The organism is Vibrio sp. St2, from assembly GCF_947311885.1.
In the GTDB taxonomy this organism is placed as follows: Bacteria; Pseudomonadota; Gammaproteobacteria; order Enterobacterales; family Vibrionaceae; genus Vibrio; species Vibrio coralliilyticus.
Genome location: NZ_CAMZNA010000005.1, coordinates 185,566 through 202,620, shown reverse-complemented (window position 1 = coordinate 202,620; position 17,055 = coordinate 185,566). Strand labels below are relative to the sequence as shown.

The following is a 17,055-nucleotide window of genomic DNA, read 5'->3' as shown; positions in this document are numbered from 1 at the left end:
AATTGATTCCTATTAATTATTCAAACAATAAGCAAGTCAAAAAATGTGTTTGTACAGCGGGTGTAGAGTAAAAGACCTGAGCGGGCATAGAATAATTTCGGGAGGGAGGTACTGCAGGCTAATAGCCTGCAGAAAAAGAGTTATTGAGCGGAAATAGAGGTGATAATTTGATGTGACTCACCAGGTTGAAGTGTTTTTCCTAGTTCAATGCTTGGTGCGTGAAGAGTAGATTCGACACACATCATTGTTAAATACCCGTCATTCGTCATATCTGACATAGATTCAGCACCTTGTGCCCATGGGTTCCATAATACAGCCGAGTTGTGGCCTTGGTTCTCCACGCTTAGTGTTCGATCCAACACTGGATCTTTCACTAAAATTTGCGCTTCTGGCTGAGTATAAACGCGGTCGATAGTATCAGTAAGTTGAAGAACTTTGTCCCCTTGGCAGATTTCACCTGCTTTTAGGCTATCGATGTACTCAGGACCCATCCCAGTAGTTTGTGCTTGTTTGATGTTGCCTACGTTAAGATACGTGTGCAATGCCCCTGAAAATGCCCAAGGTGTCGTATCAGTATTGGTGACGTCGAGCGTCACTTTAAGCTCGTTGCTGACTTCTATTATTAAACGCGCATCAAATTTATGTGGCCAGATTGATAGCGTTTGCTCTGAAGGTTTCAGTCCGATCTCAATCACAACTCCTTGTTCATTTTCACGATGTTGTAGCAGTGACCACTCACTGTTGCGAGCAAAGCCATGTGCAGGCGCAGCAATGCGGCCAAACCAAGGCCAGCAAATTGGAATGCCACCACGAAGCGCTGCCTTACCATCGAAAATGGCGCTGTCGCTCATCCAAATCAGATCTTCTTGGCCTACTGGCGTGAACGATACGACATGTCCACCGTGCAGCGCGATGCCTGCCGTTGCTTTTTCATGAATAACGCGGACGACTTTAACCTGATCAACTTCAACGATAGTGATGTTGTCAGATAACACGGTCAGGGCTGGGAGAGTTTTTAAATCCATGTGTAGTTTCCTATCGCTGGGGAGAGCTTTTCGACATATTTCGCACATTATATGCTATGTCGGGTTTGTATTACTCAAAGTCCAGATACAAAAAAGGCGACTCTAGAGCCGCCTTTTCTTTAACGAAGTTATTCGCTAATTGCTAACTATCTAATTACTTAGAGATGTGAGCGATTAGGTCTAGAACTTTGTTTGAGTAACCGATTTCGTTGTCGTACCAAGATACAACTTTAACGAAGTTATCAGTTAGAGCGATACCAGCTTTAGCATCGAATACTGAAGTTTGAACTTCGCCGATGAAGTCTTGAGAAACAACTTGGTCTTCAGTGTAACCTAGAACACCTTTAAGCTCGCCTTCAGAAGCTTCTTTCATTGCTGCACAGATAGCTTCGTAAGATGCGCCTTCTTTTAGGTTAACAGTTAGGTCAACTACAGAAACGTTAGCAGTTGGTACACGGAAAGCCATACCAGTTAGCTTGCCGTTTAGTTCTGGAAGAACAACGCCTACAGCTTTAGCAGCACCAGTTGAAGATGGGATGATGTTCTGAGAAGCACCACGACCACCGCGCCAGTCTTTAGCAGAAGGACCATCTACAGTTTTTTGAGTTGCTGTAGTAGCGTGAACTGTAGTCATAAGACCAGATTCGATACCGAACTTGTCGTTAAGAACTTTAGCGATAGGCGCTAGACAGTTAGTTGTGCAAGAAGCGTTAGAAACGATGTCTTGACCAGCGTAAGTGCTGTCGTTAACACCCATTACGAACATTGGAGTTGCGTCTTTTGAAGGACCAGTTAGAACAACTTTCTTAGCACCAGCAGTGATGTGCTGACGTGCAGTTTCGTCAGTTAGGAAGATACCAGTTGCTTCAGCTACAACGTCAACACCGATTTCGTCCCACTTAAGGTCAGTTGGGTTACGCTCAGCAGTAACACGTACAGTCTTACCGTTAACGATTAGGTTACCACCTTCAACTTCAACAGTACCGTTGAAACGGCCGTGAGTTGAATCGTACTTAAGCATGTATGCCATGTACTCTACATCGATCAGGTCGTTGATACCTACAACTTCGATGTCGCTACGCTCTTGTGCTGCACGGAATACGAAACGACCGATACGGCCAAAACCGTTAATACCTACTTTGATAGTCATTATAGTTGCTCCACAACTTAATTTCTGATTAAAGATAACTGGTAGTAAAATTACAGAATCCAGTCAAAATCTGCAACAGATAATCGGACTTAACTTGTTTAAAGTCAAAAAAAAGCGTCGCTTTTTTTCACAATCAGTCGTAATTGACTATCTTTTGAACGGATTATAGGTTTTTTGTCTAACCAGTTGACGTAAAATAGATCAAACGCTTTCACTTTTGATCAAAGTTTAAGCGTCCTTTTATGGATTCAAAGTATGTGCTACAAACAATAAATTGCGCAAGTTTTTGAGAAAAAAAGTCACAGTAATAGTGATTAATTCGGAGAAAAAGACAAAGTGGAACAGGATAATAAAAAAGTCATCAAACCAAATGAATACTGGCGTGAAAAGCTTTCTGAAGAAGAATATCGAGTATGTCGAGAGCAGGGAACAGAAGCACCGTTCACAGGTAAGTTACTGCACAACAAGGAAACTGGGGTATATTCTTGTACTTGCTGTCAGGCCCCTCTATTTCAATCAGATAACAAGTATGATTCCGGTTGTGGTTGGCCAAGTTTTGATGCCCCTATTAATGATCAGGCTATTCGTTATTTGGAAGATCTAAGTCACGGAATGGTGAGAACAGAGATTAGGTGTGCAGCTTGTGATAGCCACTTAGGTCACGTTTTTCCAGATGGGCCAAAGACAACAGGCGAAAGATTCTGTGTAAATTCTGTGTCGTTAATTTTCAACAATTCAGTAAAAAGCGGTGATTAAATCACCGCTCATTGTTTAATCCTTTCAACTTGCCGACACTAATTGAAGCTAGGAACCATATTTCTTTGATAAGTGCCGCTATCTAGTGCGCTTTCTATACTATCGGCAATACCGTCAAGCTGTTTGTACTTGTCTTTACTGAACCCGTAAAGAATCTGCATTTCTTGTTCTGAGCCAATAATGGGGACTTCAAAGCGATTTGCGACCATTGCCCAGATGTAAGCTTGTTCTTTGCGATTCAATTGATAGGTAATGCTGGCGAGTGTTTTGAAGATATCCGTGTTGAGGTTCTTGCCTTTACTCAGCTCAAGTGACTTGTTGAGCAAGTTTATGGTTTTCTCCAGATCGCGGCTGGTATAGAACGTCGCCAGTGCATACTGCATTTCTGGCGTGTCTAAAGCGGGTGTACCTTCGAGTTGGAGAAAGCTTCTTTGCGCTTCATCATCGCCAGTTTGGCTCCATAGAAAATAGAGTGATTCTGGTGAAGAAGACTTGCGAATTCGTTCGACTAATTTTTCCAGGTCTTCGCCGGAGTTAATCAGCGCGTTAAATCGGCGCTCTTTGAGTCCGGCTTGCTCAATCGGTTGGATTTGCGATGCTAACTCAAGACATTTCTTATACGCAGCCAGAAAATGGTATTCATCAATAATATTGCTGTCGGTCGGTTGTTTACGTACTTCATTACGATGCCAAATCAAATCGGTTCTAGGAACACGGCATTGACCATCGTTCATATTAAGCCGTTCACATTGTAAGCTAGGGTTGTCTGCGCACAGTTTGTCGGTGTTCTGACGGTTTTCGAAACACCCTGATAGCGCAATAGCCAGACTGAAGATTAGTAGTGCTTTTATATGATTCATATTTTGATTTGCTTGTGATCCGTTACACTTATTCTTGGGTGCAATCTTGACTCAGAATGCCAGCCAGTTATGTTCTTTCCATCTCAGTTACAACTTAAGGATAGACCATGGACGCAGAGCAGTTAATTAATGCCATTACACCAGAGGCATACGAGCGTCTACTCTATGCTGTAGAAACGGGGAAGTGGCCTGAGGGTACACCACTTTCTCAAGAGCAGCGAGATTCGTGTATGCAAGCTGTGATGTTGTATCAATCTAAGCACAATGCAGAAGCGCAACATATGACAGTGGCCCAGGGGGGCGAGATCAGTTTTAAGTCAAAAGCGGAACTGAAAAAGCAATTCAATCAAGATCAGCAAGATATTGTGAGAGTTAACCCGAATAATGACGCTTAGTGCTTTACTAAGCTCAGAAACTAAAAGCAGGATACTCATCCTGCTTTTTTACTATCTAGCCTGTAGTTAACCGCAACATTTCTTAAACTTTTTACCGCTACCACAAATACAAGGATCGTTTCGGCCGACTTTGAAACTCTTTATAGTTTGATTGAGCCGTGGATCAACGTCTGGCTCTGGAAACGTACCGTCGATGTAATACCATAGCCCATTTTCTCGCACAAAACGTGAGCGCTCTTCGAGACAGTGTTGCACGTTATCTTCTTTGAAATAAGCCTTGAAGGTAACGAAGCCTTCGTCTTTATCGCTGCCTGCTTCTGTATTGATGACTTCAAGTTTGCACCAATCGCTTTCTACCGATTGTTGAATCCCTTCACGTTGTTCAATGGCATTGCAACTTGGATGATAAGTGTCTACGACGTAATCGACCAGATGCTTAACGTGTGCGCTATAGCGGGAGCGCATTAATTTTTCAGGAGTTGTGGCTTTAGAATGATCGAGGTGAATTGGCTCGCAGCATTCGCTGTAGCTTTTTTCTGTACCACAAGGGCAGTGTTGCATGATGGCTCCAATGAAGCGCTATTTTGTTGATACTGAGAGAAGATCTGCAGTCCATTTAACGGATGCGTCATAGCTTTTACTTAAATCTTGTGGATTCAAGCCTAAAGACTCGCTAAGGTCGGATACCTCTTCCCAATCAGCTAACTCATACGCTTCGGTTAACATGAGAATGCTGCCTAGTATGCCTTCATTCTGCGTCAATGCCAGCTTTACGGTTTCTTCAATAGGAATCTCAGTCACTATTACATCCAATGGTTTGTCTAACAGGCTGTCTAGTAGTGAGAACATACCGGTAAGAAAAGCTTGCCCGGACTCAAGTTCTACTTGAAGCCTCTCTCCGATCAGCTCGCAAAACCGCGCACGCTGTATAGATAGCCCATATAAGTAATCTGGTTTACTATCTTGAGTGGATGCCAGCGATACCAAAGAAATGAATTTACGTAACTTATCCTCGCCAAGATAAACCAAAGCCTGATGGAAAGACTGAATCTGTGTCTGAACGATGGCTGACGAATTGACAAAAGTCAGTAGCTTGTAGGATAACGATAAGTCTTTACTAATTAGTGATTCGATGGCTTTGTAGTCAATCTCATCTTTCGAAATCTCGGTCAACAGTTGAATAACTGTCATGAAAGAGGGTTCCAACGCTTTTTTACTGATCATTTCAGGCTTGCTGAAAAAATAGCCTTGGAAATATTCAAATCCTGCTTTTTTTGCTTGTTCAAACTCTTCATAGGTTTCTACTTTTTCCGCCAGAAAGCGAATGTTACTTCCCTCGAGCCTTTTCATAAAAGCATGGGCTTTTTCGATGGGCACTAACCGGATATCAAACTTAATCAATGAAACATAAGGAAGAAAAGGGCGCCATTCCTTATTAGGGATAAAATCATCTAGTGCAATGGTATAGCCTTTGGCTGCCATATCTTTTATTGCATCAAGCAGTTCTTCAGTTGGTGGGCAGTCTTCTAAAATTTCGATGACAAAGTTCTCTGATGGGAACAAAGTCGGCACTCGATTTATCAGACTTTGGTACGGGAAGTTAACAAAGCCAAGTTTATCCCCAAGAGTCTCATAATGTGTATTTAGAAAGTGATCAGACAATAAACGACTGGTGGCATGTTCAGGGTCAATTTCAGGGAAGGTATTTTTAGGACCGTCCCTGAACAAGAGTTCGTACCCTACAGTTTGTTTATCTCGGTTTAAAATCGGTTGTCTGGCTATGTATGAGTTTTTCAAAACCTAGTTCCAACGTCTCATTATTAGTAATGGAATTGGCCAAATTCCAATGAATAATTAAGAGTTTAGTCAGCTTCTTCCACTGAAGTCTGAAATGGCCTAGCTTCCAACTCGAAGCTATTTTTAGCATAGACCAGAACTGAGCCTTGAGTGTACCAATCCCCTAAAACAATACGGGTTTTTTTAGTATTGTTCGCGGAGAATACGTGTACATTAGGGCGGTGAGTATGTCCGTGAATCATCAAATCGACGTTGTGGTATGCCATGACCGCTTCCACTTCAGTTTGTGTCACGTCCATGATGTCGAGTGATTTGGTTTGTTTGTCGGTGCGAATATCAGATTGAACTTTCGATACAATCTTCTTTTTAATAAACATTGGGATGCGATTGAACAACCATTGTAGCCAAGGTTGATGTACTTTCTCTCGATACTGGAGGTACTTTACATCTTCAGTACACAGTGTGTCGCCGTGCAAAACCACGGCTTTTTTGCCGTATAGGTCAATCACTGTCTCATCACCCAGCAAGGTGACACCAGTTTGCTTGGCAAAGCGCTTACCGACGAGGAAGTCGCGATTACCTTGTGTGAAGTAGCAAGGTACCCCAAGAGAGGTCAGTTGCTTGAATTCGCGACGAATTTGCTTGGCAAAATCTGAGCGGTCATCATCGCCAATCCAAAACTCGAACAGGTCGCCGAGAACGTATAAGGCGTCAGCATGAACGGCTTCTTCACGCATAAAGCGAATAAAGCAATCAGTGATGTCTGGTGTGGTAGAAGAGAGATGGAGGTCTGAAATAAATAATGTGGTCATATTTTATTAACCTGAAGAAACAACGAGGGAGAGCTTAGTGCTCTCCCTGACAATCATTATTCTTCGATTGTGGTACCTGTGATGACAACGTCTTCAAGAGGTACGTCTTGGTGCATGCCTTGAGAACCTGTGCTTACACCTTTAATTTGGTTAACGATATCCATGCCTTCAACCACTTCAGCGAATACACAGTAACCCCAACCGTCTAGGCTCTCGCTACGGAAATCTAGGAAAGTGTTGTTGTTCACGTTGATGAAAAACTGTGAACTTGCTGAATGCGGTTCCATGGTACGTGCCATTGCTAGCGTGCCCACTTTGTTGCTCAGGCCATTGTTCGCTTCGTTTTTGATTGGTGCGCGAGTTGCTTTTTCACGCAGACCAGATTCCATGCCGCCACCTTGGATCATGAAACCGTCGATAACACGGTGGAATAGCGTGTTGTCGTAGAAACCATCACGGCAGTACTGCAGGAAATTCGCGCATGTTTCTGGTGCTTTCTCTTCGTTTAGCTCAACTTTGATGTCACCAAAATTAGTGTGAAGGGTGATCATGATGATGTCCTTTATTTATGACTTTGACTTAAAAACTGAATTCTATATTAACTTTTGCCACTTTTATACGTGAAAAGTGGCTCTCTAGAGGTGAATAATGAGTTTGGTGGTGGCTTTTTGAGCATTTCAGGGATGACCTGAAGGTAAGCATATTGGTATACTGAGCCACTATTTTGTTTCACCTAAATAATTAGATAGAGATCATGTTAAAGATATATAACACACTCACAAGACAGAAAGAGGAATTCAAACCAATCAATGCTGGCAAAGTTGGCATGTATGTCTGTGGAGTAACCATCTACGATCTCTGTCACATCGGTCATGGTCGTACATTCGTTTCTTTCGACGTAGTGTCTCGTTACCTGCGTTACCTTGGCTATGATCTGACCTTTGTTCGTAACATCACCGATATAGACGATAAGATCATCAAGCGCGCCAATGAAAACGGCGAGAGCTGTGATTCTCTAACAGAGCGCCTTATTGGTGAAATGCACGCTGACTTTGATGCATTGAATATGAAGCGCCCAGATGTTGAGCCTCGTGCGACGGAGTTTATTGCTGAAATTATCGAGCTGGTTGAAAAACTGATCGAGCGCGGTTTTGCATACGTTGCAGACAACGGTGACGTCATGTTTGAAGTTGGCCAGTTTGACGAATACGGTAAGTTATCTAAGCAAGATTTAGATCAGCTTCAGGCTGGCGCGCGCGTCGATGTAGAAAGCGCGAAACGCAGTCCGCTAGACTTTGTGCTGTGGAAAATGTCTAAGCCAGGCGAGCCAACATGGGAATCGCCATGGGGCGCGGGTCGTCCAGGTTGGCATATTGAGTGTTCAGCAATGAACTCATCAATCCTAGGTAATCATTTCGATATTCACGGTGGTGGCTCGGATCTTCAATTCCCGCATCACGAAAATGAAATTGCTCAGTCATGCTGTGCTCACGACACTCAATACGTGAATACTTGGATGCACAGTGGCATGGTGATGGTCGACAAAGAGAAGATGTCGAAGTCACTGGGTAACTTCTTTACCATTCGTGACGTACTTGGTCATTATGACGCAGAAACGGTTCGCTATTTCCTAATGTCAGGGCATTACCGTAGCCAGCTGAACTACAGTGAAGAAAACCTGAATCAGGCTCGTGCATCTCTTGAGCGTCTATACACCTCGCTGCGTGGTTTGGACCTAACAGTCCCAGCAGCTGGTGGTGAAGAGTACGTTAAGCGCTTTACCGAAGCCATGAACGATGACTTCAATACGCCAGAAGCATATTCTGTGTTGTTTGACATGGCTCGCGAGATCAACCGCATTAAGAATGATAACTTAGAGCAGGCGAGTGCGATGGGTTCACTAATGCGTGAATTGGCGGATGTGATAGGTATTCTTCATCAAGAACCAGAAGCGTTCTTAAAAGGTGATGCAGGTAATGATGATGAAGTGGCTGAGATTGAAGCGCTTATCAAACTGCGTAACGACTCGCGTGCGTCTAAAGACTGGGCAAATGCCGATATGGCGCGCGACAAGTTAACTGAGATGGGAATCGTGCTTGAAGATGGCCCAGAAGGGACGACTTGGCGCCGCAAGTAACTGAATTTTATTGAGGGCTGTTGATTCAGCCCTTTTTCTTTTTTTATTTATATTTTTATACGGGTAGCAATCAGTGGCTCAGATGTACTTCTATTACTCTGCGATGAACGCGGGTAAATCCACCACTCTTCTTCAATCCTCATTTAACTACCAAGAACGAGGCATGACGCCTGTGATTTTTACCGCTGCATTGGATGACAGATACGGCGTCGGTAAAGTGAGCTCTCGTATCGGTTTACAGTCGGATGCTCAATTGTTTCGTCATGACTCTGATCTCTATCAGGATATTGCCGCCTTAAACGAGGTGGAAAAGCGCCACTGTATTCTAGTTGATGAGTGCCAGTTTTTGACTAAAGAGCAAGTTTACCAGCTGACAGAAGTAGTGGATAAGCTGAATATCCCGGTGCTGTGTTATGGCCTGAGAACGGATTTTCTGGGCGAGCTATTTGAAGGCAGTAAATACTTGTTGTCTTGGGCAGATAAGTTGATTGAACTAAAAACAATCTGTTACTGCGGACGCAAGGCGAACATGGTTATCCGTACGGATGAGCACGGTAATGCCATTGCTGAAGGCGATCAAGTTGCGATTGGTGGTAATGACCGCTATGTGTCAGTGTGTCGCCAGCATTACAAAGAAGCGCTTGGCAAGTAGGAGCGTAAATGCTAGACAACAAAAAACGGAGCTTCAAGCTCCGTTTTTTGTTGTATTCGACTAATTCGGATTGCGCAAAGCAATCAGAGATTAACGAGCACGGAAGACGATGCGACCTTTAGATAGATCGTATGGAGTCATCTCTACAGTTACTTTGTCACCAGTAAGAATACGGATGTAGTTCTTACGCATTTTACCAGAGATGTGAGCAGTAACTACGTGACCGTTTTCTAGCTCAACACGGAACATTGTGTTTGGAAGAGTATCAAGGACAGTGCCTTGCATCTCAATTACGTCTTCTTTAGCCATTTAATCCTCTTTTAAAAATGGATAATTTCAACCGGCTAATTTCGCCGATAAAAATGAAATAAGTAAAGTTGGGGCGTATTCTACCCTTGCCAACGCTGATTTACTAGCCTTTGATGGCGCTGAAAGCGGACTTTGTAATTCATTGCAGGGCATTCGTCAATCTGATAACCCAAATAGAGCCACTGTTTTCCTTGCTGCTGGCAGTATTCGAGCTGAAATAACACCCCCAGTGTTCCCAAAGATAATTCGTAATCCGGGTCAAAAAAGGTGTAAAACGCGCTGGCTGAGTTTGACAAAATATCTGTTACTGCTATCGCAATGAGTCGATCTTGGTCATAAACATGCAGATATTGAGTATTGAGCCAGTGACATTGTGAAAACTGGGCAAACTCATTTTGTTTAGGCGGGTACATGGTGCCATTGCTATGGCGAGCCTCAATATACTTTGAATAGAGCTCAAACCAGCCTGGAATCATTTCATCTCGTAATTCCCATTTTAGGTGTTTGGCTTTATTTCTTAAGCGTTTTTGACTCTTTGAAAGCTGGATGTCAGGCACAGAGACTCTAAGAGCTTGGCAAGATTGGCACTGGTCGCAATGAGGTTTATATATCGTATCACCACTACGACGAAATCCATTCGCCAGCAGAACTTCATAACTTGATGCTGTGTGCATGGTTGGATCTAGAGCCACAGCAACACGTTCTTGCTTGTCTTGAAGATAACTACAAGGGTGACTATCTGTTAACCCGATACGGATTTGTTGCAGATCAGAACTCATTGATTCTCCTCTGAAGACAGCTCAAGCCACTGAGCTTTAAAGCTGTTTTCAACAACCTTTTCCTGTCTTAAGGATAGCAGGCTTTGCATGAAGTCATCTCTATCGAGTTCCTGAGCACCAAGGGATTTCAAATGTGGATTCATCACCTGACAATCGATTAATTGTCCTTTCATCGACTTGAAATGTTCGCAGAAATACCACAACGCGATCTTGGAAGCGTTGGTTTCTCGGCTGAACATCGACTCGCCGCAAAAAACTTGTCCTATAGATAGGCCATACAAGCCTCCAATAAGCGCTTCATCTTTCCACACTTCCACTGAATGGCAGTGCCCTAGCGTTGCCAGTTTCTTGTATGATGCGCGCATTTCTTCATTGAGCCAGGTTTCGTGTTCTGGCCGCATTGATGCGCAATTATCGATAACAGCCTCGGTCGCAAGGTTGATGCTGATCTGATATTGATGCTTTTTCTGAAACTTTTTAAGACTTTTAGCGGGTTTGAATGTCTTAGGATCAAACACTGCTCTCGGTGATGGACTCCACCAAAGAAGAGGCTCACCTGGCCCATACCAAGGGAAAATCCCATTCTGGTAAGCGAGCAATAGACGGTCAGGAGACAGGTCGCCACCGAATGCAAGCAACCCATTTGGATCATTTAGGGCTTCGTATGGAGATGGAAACCAAAGTTTGTCTTCGTCGAGTTCAGTTAAATAAATCGCCATGACGCAGGAGAACTATGATGAAAAAATGGCTTTGGATCTTATTCATTTTTCCGCTCGTTGCCAATGCAGCATATGAGAGAAATCAAGCCAGACCTGTGAATCAAGTCGTGTTTGGTGAAGTTGATTCCGTTCGCTATCTCACTCAACAAGATATTGTTAAAGCTGAATCTTCTGGCTGGGAAACGCTGCTTGGTGCTGTCGTGGGCGGCGTTATCGGCAATCAATTTGGTGGTGGGACCGGTAAACAAGTCGCCACTGGCGTTGGCGCTGTGGCAGGAGCAGGCATTGCACACAATCGCGCTAATCAAGAATATAAAGTGGAGTACAAGCTGGTCGAATTGTTGATAAAAACGGACGACGATAAGCTGATCGATGTCATTCAGGATGTCGACAACACTATGTTGTTTGAGCGGGGCGACAAGATACGAATCCTGTATTTCGATAACGGTGTTAGAGTTGATAAAGAGTATTGATTCGCCCTGTGTATTGCTATTGCATAAGCCAAATAAAAGATCACGACTAATTGTGATTTTGGTCTAGTTTTAGATGTCGATTTTAGATAGGCTGCAACTACGAAGAATTTTTCATCGCTTGCTTAGGAAGGCAAAGCGATCAAGGAATAACTGAATTTAATGGAAAGCCTTACGTTACAACCTATCAACAAAGTCAATGGTGAGGTCAACTTACCCGGTTCTAAGAGCGTTTCTAACCGTGCGTTATTGCTAGCAGCACTCGCTAAAGGGACGACTCGTCTAACTAACCTTCTAGACAGTGACGACATTCGCCATATGCTGAATGCACTGACTCAACTTGGTGTGAATTATACGTTGTCGCAAGACAAAACGGTTTGCGAAGTGGAAGGGCTAGGTAAAGCCTTTGATGCTCCGGAAGCATTAGAGCTCTTCTTAGGTAATGCGGGTACGGCAATGCGACCTCTCGCTGCTGCTTTATGTCTAGGTAGCGGAGAGTATGTGCTGACGGGCGAGCCTCGTATGAAAGAGCGCCCGATAGGCCACCTAGTTGAAGCCCTTCGTCAGGCTGGTGCTGACGTTGAATACCTAGAAAATGAAGACTTTCCTCCACTGAAAATTAAAGGAACGGGCCTGAAGGGCGGTACGGTTGAAATTGACGGGTCGATCTCAAGTCAATTCCTGACGGCATTCTTGATGTCTGCGCCGCTGGCACAAGACGATGTAACCATTAGAATCGTTGGTGAGTTGGTGTCGAAGCCATACATCGATATTACTCTGCACATCATGTCGCAGTTCGGTGTTGAAGTAGAGAACAATGACTATCAGGAATTTGTCATCCGTAAAGGTCAGTCTTACGTTGCTCCGGGTGATTTTCTGGTCGAAGGCGACGCCTCTTCTGCTTCTTATTTCCTGGCTGCTGCTGCTATTAAGGGTGGCGAAATTAAAGTAACAGGGATTGGTAAGAAGAGCATCCAGGGTGATATCCAATTTGCTGATGCGCTAGAAAAGATGGGTGCTGAAATCGAATGGGGTGACGACTACGTTATCTCTCGTGTTGGCGAACTGAATGCGGTTGATATGGATTTCAACCATATCCCTGATGCTGCAATGACAATTGCTACTACCGCACTGTTCGCTAAAGGCACAACGGCGATCCGTAATGTCTACAACTGGCGAGTGAAAGAAACTGATCGTTTAGCAGCGATGGCAACAGAGTTGCGCAAAGTAGGCGCAGAAGTGGAAGAAGGCGAAGATTACATCGTTGTGACACCACCTCAACAGCTAACTCATGCGGCTATTGATACCTATGATGATCATCGTATGGCGATGTGTTTTTCTCTGGTTGCGTTGAGTGATACACCTGTAACGATCAATGACCCGAAATGTACGTCAAAGACCTTCCCTGATTACTTTGACAAGCTGGCTTCACTGAGCTGCTAACATAATGAACCCTGATGCTCGTCATCAGGGTTTTATTCTGCTTTCTAATCTTCTAGGGTAAATTCTTTCGACAGTTGATGCGCTAAGTATTTGAACATATTAAATACAGCGGTAGTGTTTGCTGTTGGCAGACCTGCATCATCCAAAAAGTAATTTCCTTTGAACACTAAAACTTCATCTTTTTCTTCGACGCTGTCTGCTCGCATTCCTTCAACATAGTCTTCATGCTCCTGAATGATGTGGTTGGCTATCAGCAACAATTCGAATTTGGAAATGACTTTCTTCTCGCTCATATTTATCACTCGCTTATCAACGCGTTTATATAATAGAGGGGATTGTAGAAGGGTTAATAACGAAAGCAATTGCGTCAGATCAATCTAGCTTGTCCCAATGTTAAACGGGCAATGCGATGGGTTTTGTGACCGAAGGCAAAAATTTTTTTGTTGTACTAGCGGAAGCATCTTTGCCACGTTTAGTATGTGGCACTTTCTAAGCGTCGAGACAATTACCATTCGTCGAATTGTCGACCAGTCAATGTTGAATTTAAAAAAAGATATTGATCTTCTTGGTTTCTCGCTCAATAGTAAAAAAAGAAGCAATATATTAAGTATGTCGTGCGTTAAATCGCCGAAATCATATTAAGGACACTTGAGTCAATATGGGTAAGTCACTCGTTATTGTGGAGTCGCCGGCTAAGGCTAAAACCATCAATAAGTATTTAGGTAAGGACTTTATTGTTAAGTCCAGTGTGGGTCACGTACGCGATCTACCTACCGCAGGTCAGAGTACCGGCCAGAAGGCAGCGGCTGTCTCTACGAAAGGTTTGAGTGTTGAAGAGAAAGCTCGAATCAAGAAAGAAAAAGACCGCAAAGCGCTGATCAAAAAAATGGGCATCGACCCATTTAACGGCTGGGAAGCGAATTATCAGGTCTTGCCTGGTAAAGAAAAAGTGGTTGCTGAGCTACAGAAGCTCGCGAAAGACGCAGATAGCGTCTATCTCGCAACCGATTTGGATCGCGAGGGAGAAGCCATCGCTTGGCACCTTCGTGAGATCATCGGTGGCGATGAAGAGCGATACAAACGAGTTGTCTTTAACGAAATTACTAAGAACGCGATTCAACAAGCTTTCCAGAAACCGGGTGAGCTTAGTATGGATGGCGTTAATGCCCAACAGGCACGCCGTTTCATGGATCGTGTTGTGGGCTTTATGGTTTCACCACTGTTGTGGAAAAAGGTCGCGCGTGGCCTGTCTGCTGGCCGTGTTCAATCGGTGGCGGTAAAACTATTGGTGGAGCGTGAGCGCGAAATCAAAGCGTTTGTTCCAGAAGAGTTTTGGGATATTCACGCGGATACTAAAACTGCTAACAAAACGGATTTCCGTCTTCAGGTTGCCCAGAAAGATGGTGTGGCATTTAAGCCGTCGAATGAAGCTGAAACGCAGTCAGCGATTGCTGTGCTGGAAAAAGCAGCGTACGAAGTTTGCAAACGTGAGGACCGCCCAACGTCGAGCAAGCCTTCTGCTCCGTTCATTACGTCAACGCTTCAGCAAGCAGCCAGCACTCGTTTAGGTTACGGCGTTAAGAAAACGATGATGTTAGCTCAGCGTTTGTATGAAGCGGGTTATATCACGTATATGCGTACCGACTCGACGAATTTGAGCGCAGAAGCTGTAGAAACCGTTCGTGGATTCATTGGCGATGAGTACGGTGACGCTTACCTTCCGGCTAAACCTAATGTGTATGGCAGCAAAGAAGGTGCACAGGAAGCGCACGAAGCAATCCGACCTTCAGATGTGGCAGTTAAAGCTGACGAACTCAAAGGCATGGAAGCGGATGCGCATAAACTGTATTCACTTATCTGGAATCAGTTTGTCGCGTGTCAGATGACACCTGCAAAGTATGATTCTACGACAGTGAGCGTCAAAGCTGCTGAGTACACGCTTAAGGCCAAAGGCCGCATTCTTAAGTTTGATGGTTGGACTCGTGTTCAACGTCCACTAGGTAAGAATGAAGACCAGATCCTGCCTGCCGTTCAGGTTGGTGACAAGGTTGATTTGATTCAATTAGATCCTAAACAACACTTTACCAAACCGCCTGCACGTTTCACTGAAGCGGCTTTGGTTAAAGAGCTTGAGAAGAGAGGCATTGGCCGTCCGTCAACGTATGCGTCTATCATTTCGACCATTCAGGATCGTGGTTACGTTAAAGTTGAACAACGTCGATTTTACGCTGAAAAAATGGGTGAAATCGTAACGGATCGCTTGGATGATAGCTTCCATGAGTTGATGAATTATGAGTTTACGTCTCGCATGGAAGAAAAGCTTGACCAAATTGCTGAAGGTGAAGCGAACTGGAAGAAGGTTCTGGATAACTTCTTTGGTGACTTTACTGGAGATCTGGAAAAAGCGGAGCAGGATGAAGATCATGGTGGCATGAAGCCAAACCATATCGTCTACACCGATATCGAGTGTCCAACTTGTTCTCGTGAAATGGGTATCCGAACAGCATCGACAGGTGTATTCCTTGGATGTTCAGGTTATGCATTACCACCAAAAGAGCGTTGTAAGACCACCATCAATTTGGGTGACGAAGAAGGCATCATTAACGTTTTAGAAGAGGACGTTGAAACAGCAGCACTTCGTGCGAAAAAGCGTTGTCCGATTTGTGAAACCGCAATGGACGCTTACCTGATCGACGATAAGCGTAAGCTACACGTGTGTGGTAACAACCCTAATTGTGATGGGTACATCGTTGAGCATGGCGAGTACAAGGTGAAAGGGTACGACGGCCCTGTCGTTGAGTGTGACAAGTGTGGCAGTGACATGGTTCTAAAGAACGGTCGCTTTGGTAAATACATGGATTGTACTAGCGAGACATGTAAGAACACGCGTAAGATCCTTAAAAACGGTGAAGTCGCGCCGCCTAAAGAAGATCCCGTTCATCTTCCTGAGTTACCATGTGAAAACTCAGATGCATACTTTGTATTACGTGATGGTGCTTCTGGTCTGTTCTTGGCAGCAAGTACTTTCCCTAAATCGCGTGAAACTCGTGCTCCTCTTGTAGAAGAGTTGGTTCGATTTAAAGATCGTATTTCTCCGAAATTCCATTATCTGACAACAGCGCCTGAAAAAGATCCAGACGGTCTTCCTATGGTAGTACGTTTCAGCCGCAAATCGAAAGAGAACTATGTTCGATCTGAGGTTGATGGCAAACCATCAGGCTACACAGCGTTGTACATCGATGGTAAATGGGAAATTACCGATAAGCGTAAGAAGTCCGCAAAGTAAAGCCATTAATCCTACATTTAAAAAAGCAGCCTCTTTAGGCTGCTTTTTTATTATTCGTTGAGTAATCAATGGATATTGTTCAGAACAATGGATTAGCTAAGAAATGCATTCGGATTAGGCGATTCATGAAACTGCCATCTGCTCGTAATATCATCTTGACAATAAATTGTGAACTGCGATCAAAGTCACCACTTTGTATGCGTCGTGTTAACGGCTTGTGTTAAAAGCCCTTGATTCTGTGAGCTGCTTCAGGGCAGGGCAAAGTAAACTTTGTCGCGTTCAAGGTATAGCATCTTTTAAATTGTAAATTTAACGAAATACGGTAATTTATAGTAAACCCTGTGCACAAAGAATTGATGATTATTAGACGAAACATAAAATGGATTTATGTTCGAAAAAACAGGCTAAGCATTCCATATCGTATGTCTGCGTGAAATCAGACTAGCAACTAGGAAGACAAAGATA

18 protein-coding genes are annotated in these 17,055 nt (G+C 43.9%); 7 read left to right on the top strand and 11 right to left on the bottom strand.

The features are described from left to right. Positions 1–140: 140 nt before the first annotated feature. Positions 141–1,025: a D-hexose-6-phosphate mutarotase gene (locus QMA41_RS16415; protein WP_281630177.1), complete on the bottom strand. Its 885-nt coding sequence runs from the start codon at positions 1,023–1,025 to the stop codon at positions 141–143. Positions 1,026–1,179: 154 nt separating this feature from the next. Then, the gene (gene gap / locus QMA41_RS16410; protein ID WP_006962931.1) at positions 1,180–2,175 is read right to left on the bottom strand and encodes a type I glyceraldehyde-3-phosphate dehydrogenase; all 996 of its coding nucleotides are present in this window, start codon (positions 2,173–2,175) and stop codon (positions 1,180–1,182) included. A 336-nt stretch (positions 2,176–2,511) separates the two neighbouring features. Between gap and msrB the strand changes: the two genes are divergently transcribed. Then, the gene (gene msrB, locus QMA41_RS16405) at positions 2,512–2,931 is read left to right on the top strand and encodes a peptide-methionine (R)-S-oxide reductase MsrB (protein ID WP_019275322.1); all 420 of its coding nucleotides are present in this window, start codon (positions 2,512–2,514) and stop codon (positions 2,929–2,931) included. Between the two features lie 38 nt (positions 2,932–2,969). On the opposite strand, the gene QMA41_RS16400 is transcribed toward msrB, so the two are convergent. After that, positions 2,970–3,791, bottom strand: coding sequence for a DUF2989 domain-containing protein (locus QMA41_RS16400; RefSeq protein WP_171352356.1), 822 nt, complete (start codon positions 3,789–3,791; stop codon positions 2,970–2,972). A 107-nt stretch (positions 3,792–3,898) separates the two neighbouring features. Here QMA41_RS16400 and QMA41_RS16395 point away from each other — a divergent pair, with 107 nt between their 5' ends. Continuing rightward, positions 3,899–4,186: a DUF1315 family protein gene (locus QMA41_RS16395; protein ID WP_019275324.1), complete on the top strand. Its 288-nt coding sequence runs from the start codon at positions 3,899–3,901 to the stop codon at positions 4,184–4,186. 66 nt (positions 4,187–4,252) lie between these two features. Here QMA41_RS16395 and QMA41_RS16390 read toward each other — a convergent pair whose 3' ends face one another. The 4 genes from QMA41_RS16390 to QMA41_RS16375 form a co-directional block, all read right to left on the bottom strand. Next, a complete protein-coding gene (locus tag QMA41_RS16390) occupies positions 4,253–4,747 on the bottom strand; it encodes a YchJ family protein (protein WP_171340652.1) in 495 nt (164 codons plus the stop codon). An 18-nt stretch (positions 4,748–4,765) separates the two neighbouring features. Further along, the gene (locus QMA41_RS16385; protein ID WP_281630176.1) at positions 4,766–5,983 is read right to left on the bottom strand and encodes an EAL and HDOD domain-containing protein; all 1,218 of its coding nucleotides are present in this window, start codon (positions 5,981–5,983) and stop codon (positions 4,766–4,768) included. A gap of 65 nt (positions 5,984–6,048) precedes the next feature. Beyond that, positions 6,049–6,795, bottom strand: a complete 747-nt coding sequence (gene lpxH, locus QMA41_RS16380) for a UDP-2,3-diacylglucosamine diphosphatase (RefSeq protein WP_019275327.1) — start codon at positions 6,793–6,795, stop codon at positions 6,049–6,051. Between the two features lie 56 nt (positions 6,796–6,851). Further along, positions 6,852–7,346: a peptidylprolyl isomerase gene (locus QMA41_RS16375; protein WP_006962924.1), complete on the bottom strand. Its 495-nt coding sequence runs from the start codon at positions 7,344–7,346 to the stop codon at positions 6,852–6,854. 203 nt (positions 7,347–7,549) lie between these two features. Between QMA41_RS16375 and cysS the strand changes: the two genes are divergently transcribed. Both cysS and QMA41_RS16365 read left to right on the top strand, forming a co-directional pair. Next, positions 7,550–8,932, top strand: coding sequence for a cysteine--tRNA ligase (gene cysS, locus QMA41_RS16370; RefSeq protein ID WP_019275328.1), 1,383 nt, complete (start codon positions 7,550–7,552; stop codon positions 8,930–8,932). Positions 8,933–9,005: 73 nt separating this feature from the next. Beyond that, positions 9,006–9,584 carry a thymidine kinase gene (locus QMA41_RS16365; RefSeq protein WP_281630175.1) on the top strand — a complete coding sequence of 193 codons (579 nt, stop codon included), beginning with the start codon at positions 9,006–9,008 and terminating at the stop codon, positions 9,582–9,584. Positions 9,585–9,674: 90 nt separating this feature from the next. On the opposite strand, the gene infA is transcribed toward QMA41_RS16365, so the two are convergent. The 3 genes from infA to aat form a co-directional block, all read right to left on the bottom strand. Next, positions 9,675–9,893: a translation initiation factor IF-1 gene (gene infA, locus QMA41_RS16360; protein WP_001040192.1), complete on the bottom strand. Its 219-nt coding sequence runs from the start codon at positions 9,891–9,893 to the stop codon at positions 9,675–9,677. A gap of 80 nt (positions 9,894–9,973) precedes the next feature. After that, a complete protein-coding gene (locus QMA41_RS16355; protein ID WP_038156056.1) occupies positions 9,974–10,672 on the bottom strand; it encodes an arginyltransferase in 699 nt (232 codons plus the stop codon). Continuing rightward, the gene (gene aat / locus QMA41_RS16350; protein WP_038156054.1) at positions 10,669–11,391 is read right to left on the bottom strand and encodes a leucyl/phenylalanyl-tRNA--protein transferase; all 723 of its coding nucleotides are present in this window, start codon (positions 11,389–11,391) and stop codon (positions 10,669–10,671) included. Before aat ends, QMA41_RS16355 begins: the two co-directional genes overlap by 4 nt. Positions 11,392–11,408: 17 nt before the next feature. Between aat and QMA41_RS16345 the strand changes: the two genes are divergently transcribed. Then, on the top strand, positions 11,409–11,864 hold the full coding sequence (locus tag QMA41_RS16345) for a glycine zipper 2TM domain-containing protein (protein WP_019277764.1): 456 nt from the start codon (positions 11,409–11,411) through the stop codon (positions 11,862–11,864). 159 nt (positions 11,865–12,023) lie between these two features. Continuing rightward, positions 12,024–13,304, top strand: coding sequence for a 3-phosphoshikimate 1-carboxyvinyltransferase (gene aroA / locus QMA41_RS16340; protein ID WP_006962918.1), 1,281 nt, complete (start codon positions 12,024–12,026; stop codon positions 13,302–13,304). A 44-nt stretch (positions 13,305–13,348) separates the two neighbouring features. Here the strand turns inward: aroA and QMA41_RS16335 are convergent, their stop codons facing one another. After that, positions 13,349–13,597, bottom strand: a complete 249-nt coding sequence (locus tag QMA41_RS16335; protein WP_019277762.1) for a YciN family protein — start codon at positions 13,595–13,597, stop codon at positions 13,349–13,351. A gap of 365 nt (positions 13,598–13,962) precedes the next feature. On the opposite strand from QMA41_RS16335, the gene topA reads away from it, so the two are divergent. Beyond that, a complete protein-coding gene (gene topA, locus QMA41_RS16330; RefSeq protein ID WP_095571737.1) occupies positions 13,963–16,590 on the top strand; it encodes a type I DNA topoisomerase in 2,628 nt (875 codons plus the stop codon). Positions 16,591–17,055: the final 465 nt, after the last annotated feature.

Excerpts from the sequence above, each read along its gene's own strand:
- QMA41_RS16355 (WP_038156056.1), bottom strand. The coding sequence starts at position 10,672 with ATGAGTTCTGATCTGCAACAAATCCGTATCGGGTTAACAGATAGTCAC.
- aat (WP_038156054.1), bottom strand. The coding sequence starts at position 11,391 with ATGGCGATTTATTTAACTGAACTCGACGAAGACAAACTTTGGTTTCCA.
- gap (WP_006962931.1), bottom strand. The coding sequence starts at position 2,175 with ATGACTATCAAAGTAGGTATTAACGGTTTTGGCCGTATCGGTCGTTTC.
- QMA41_RS16335 (WP_019277762.1), bottom strand. The coding sequence starts at position 13,597 with ATGAGCGAGAAGAAAGTCATTTCCAAATTCGAATTGTTGCTGATAGCC.
- cysS (WP_019275328.1), top strand. The coding sequence starts at position 7,550 with ATGTTAAAGATATATAACACACTCACAAGACAGAAAGAGGAATTCAAA.
- QMA41_RS16400 (WP_171352356.1), bottom strand. The coding sequence starts at position 3,791 with ATGAATCATATAAAAGCACTACTAATCTTCAGTCTGGCTATTGCGCTA.
- QMA41_RS16345 (WP_019277764.1), top strand. The coding sequence starts at position 11,409 with ATGAAAAAATGGCTTTGGATCTTATTCATTTTTCCGCTCGTTGCCAAT.
- lpxH (WP_019275327.1), bottom strand. The coding sequence starts at position 6,795 with ATGACCACATTATTTATTTCAGACCTCCATCTCTCTTCTACCACACCA.
- QMA41_RS16390 (WP_171340652.1), bottom strand. The coding sequence starts at position 4,747 with ATGCAACACTGCCCTTGTGGTACAGAAAAAAGCTACAGCGAATGCTGC.
- QMA41_RS16415 (WP_281630177.1), bottom strand. The coding sequence starts at position 1,025 with ATGGATTTAAAAACTCTCCCAGCCCTGACCGTGTTATCTGACAACATC.
- QMA41_RS16395 (WP_019275324.1), top strand. The coding sequence starts at position 3,899 with ATGGACGCAGAGCAGTTAATTAATGCCATTACACCAGAGGCATACGAG.
- infA (WP_001040192.1), bottom strand. The coding sequence starts at position 9,893 with ATGGCTAAAGAAGACGTAATTGAGATGCAAGGCACTGTCCTTGATACT.
- aroA (WP_006962918.1), top strand. The coding sequence starts at position 12,024 with ATGGAAAGCCTTACGTTACAACCTATCAACAAAGTCAATGGTGAGGTC.
- QMA41_RS16375 (WP_006962924.1), bottom strand. The coding sequence starts at position 7,346 with ATGATCACCCTTCACACTAATTTTGGTGACATCAAAGTTGAGCTAAAC.
- topA (WP_095571737.1), top strand. The coding sequence starts at position 13,963 with ATGGGTAAGTCACTCGTTATTGTGGAGTCGCCGGCTAAGGCTAAAACC.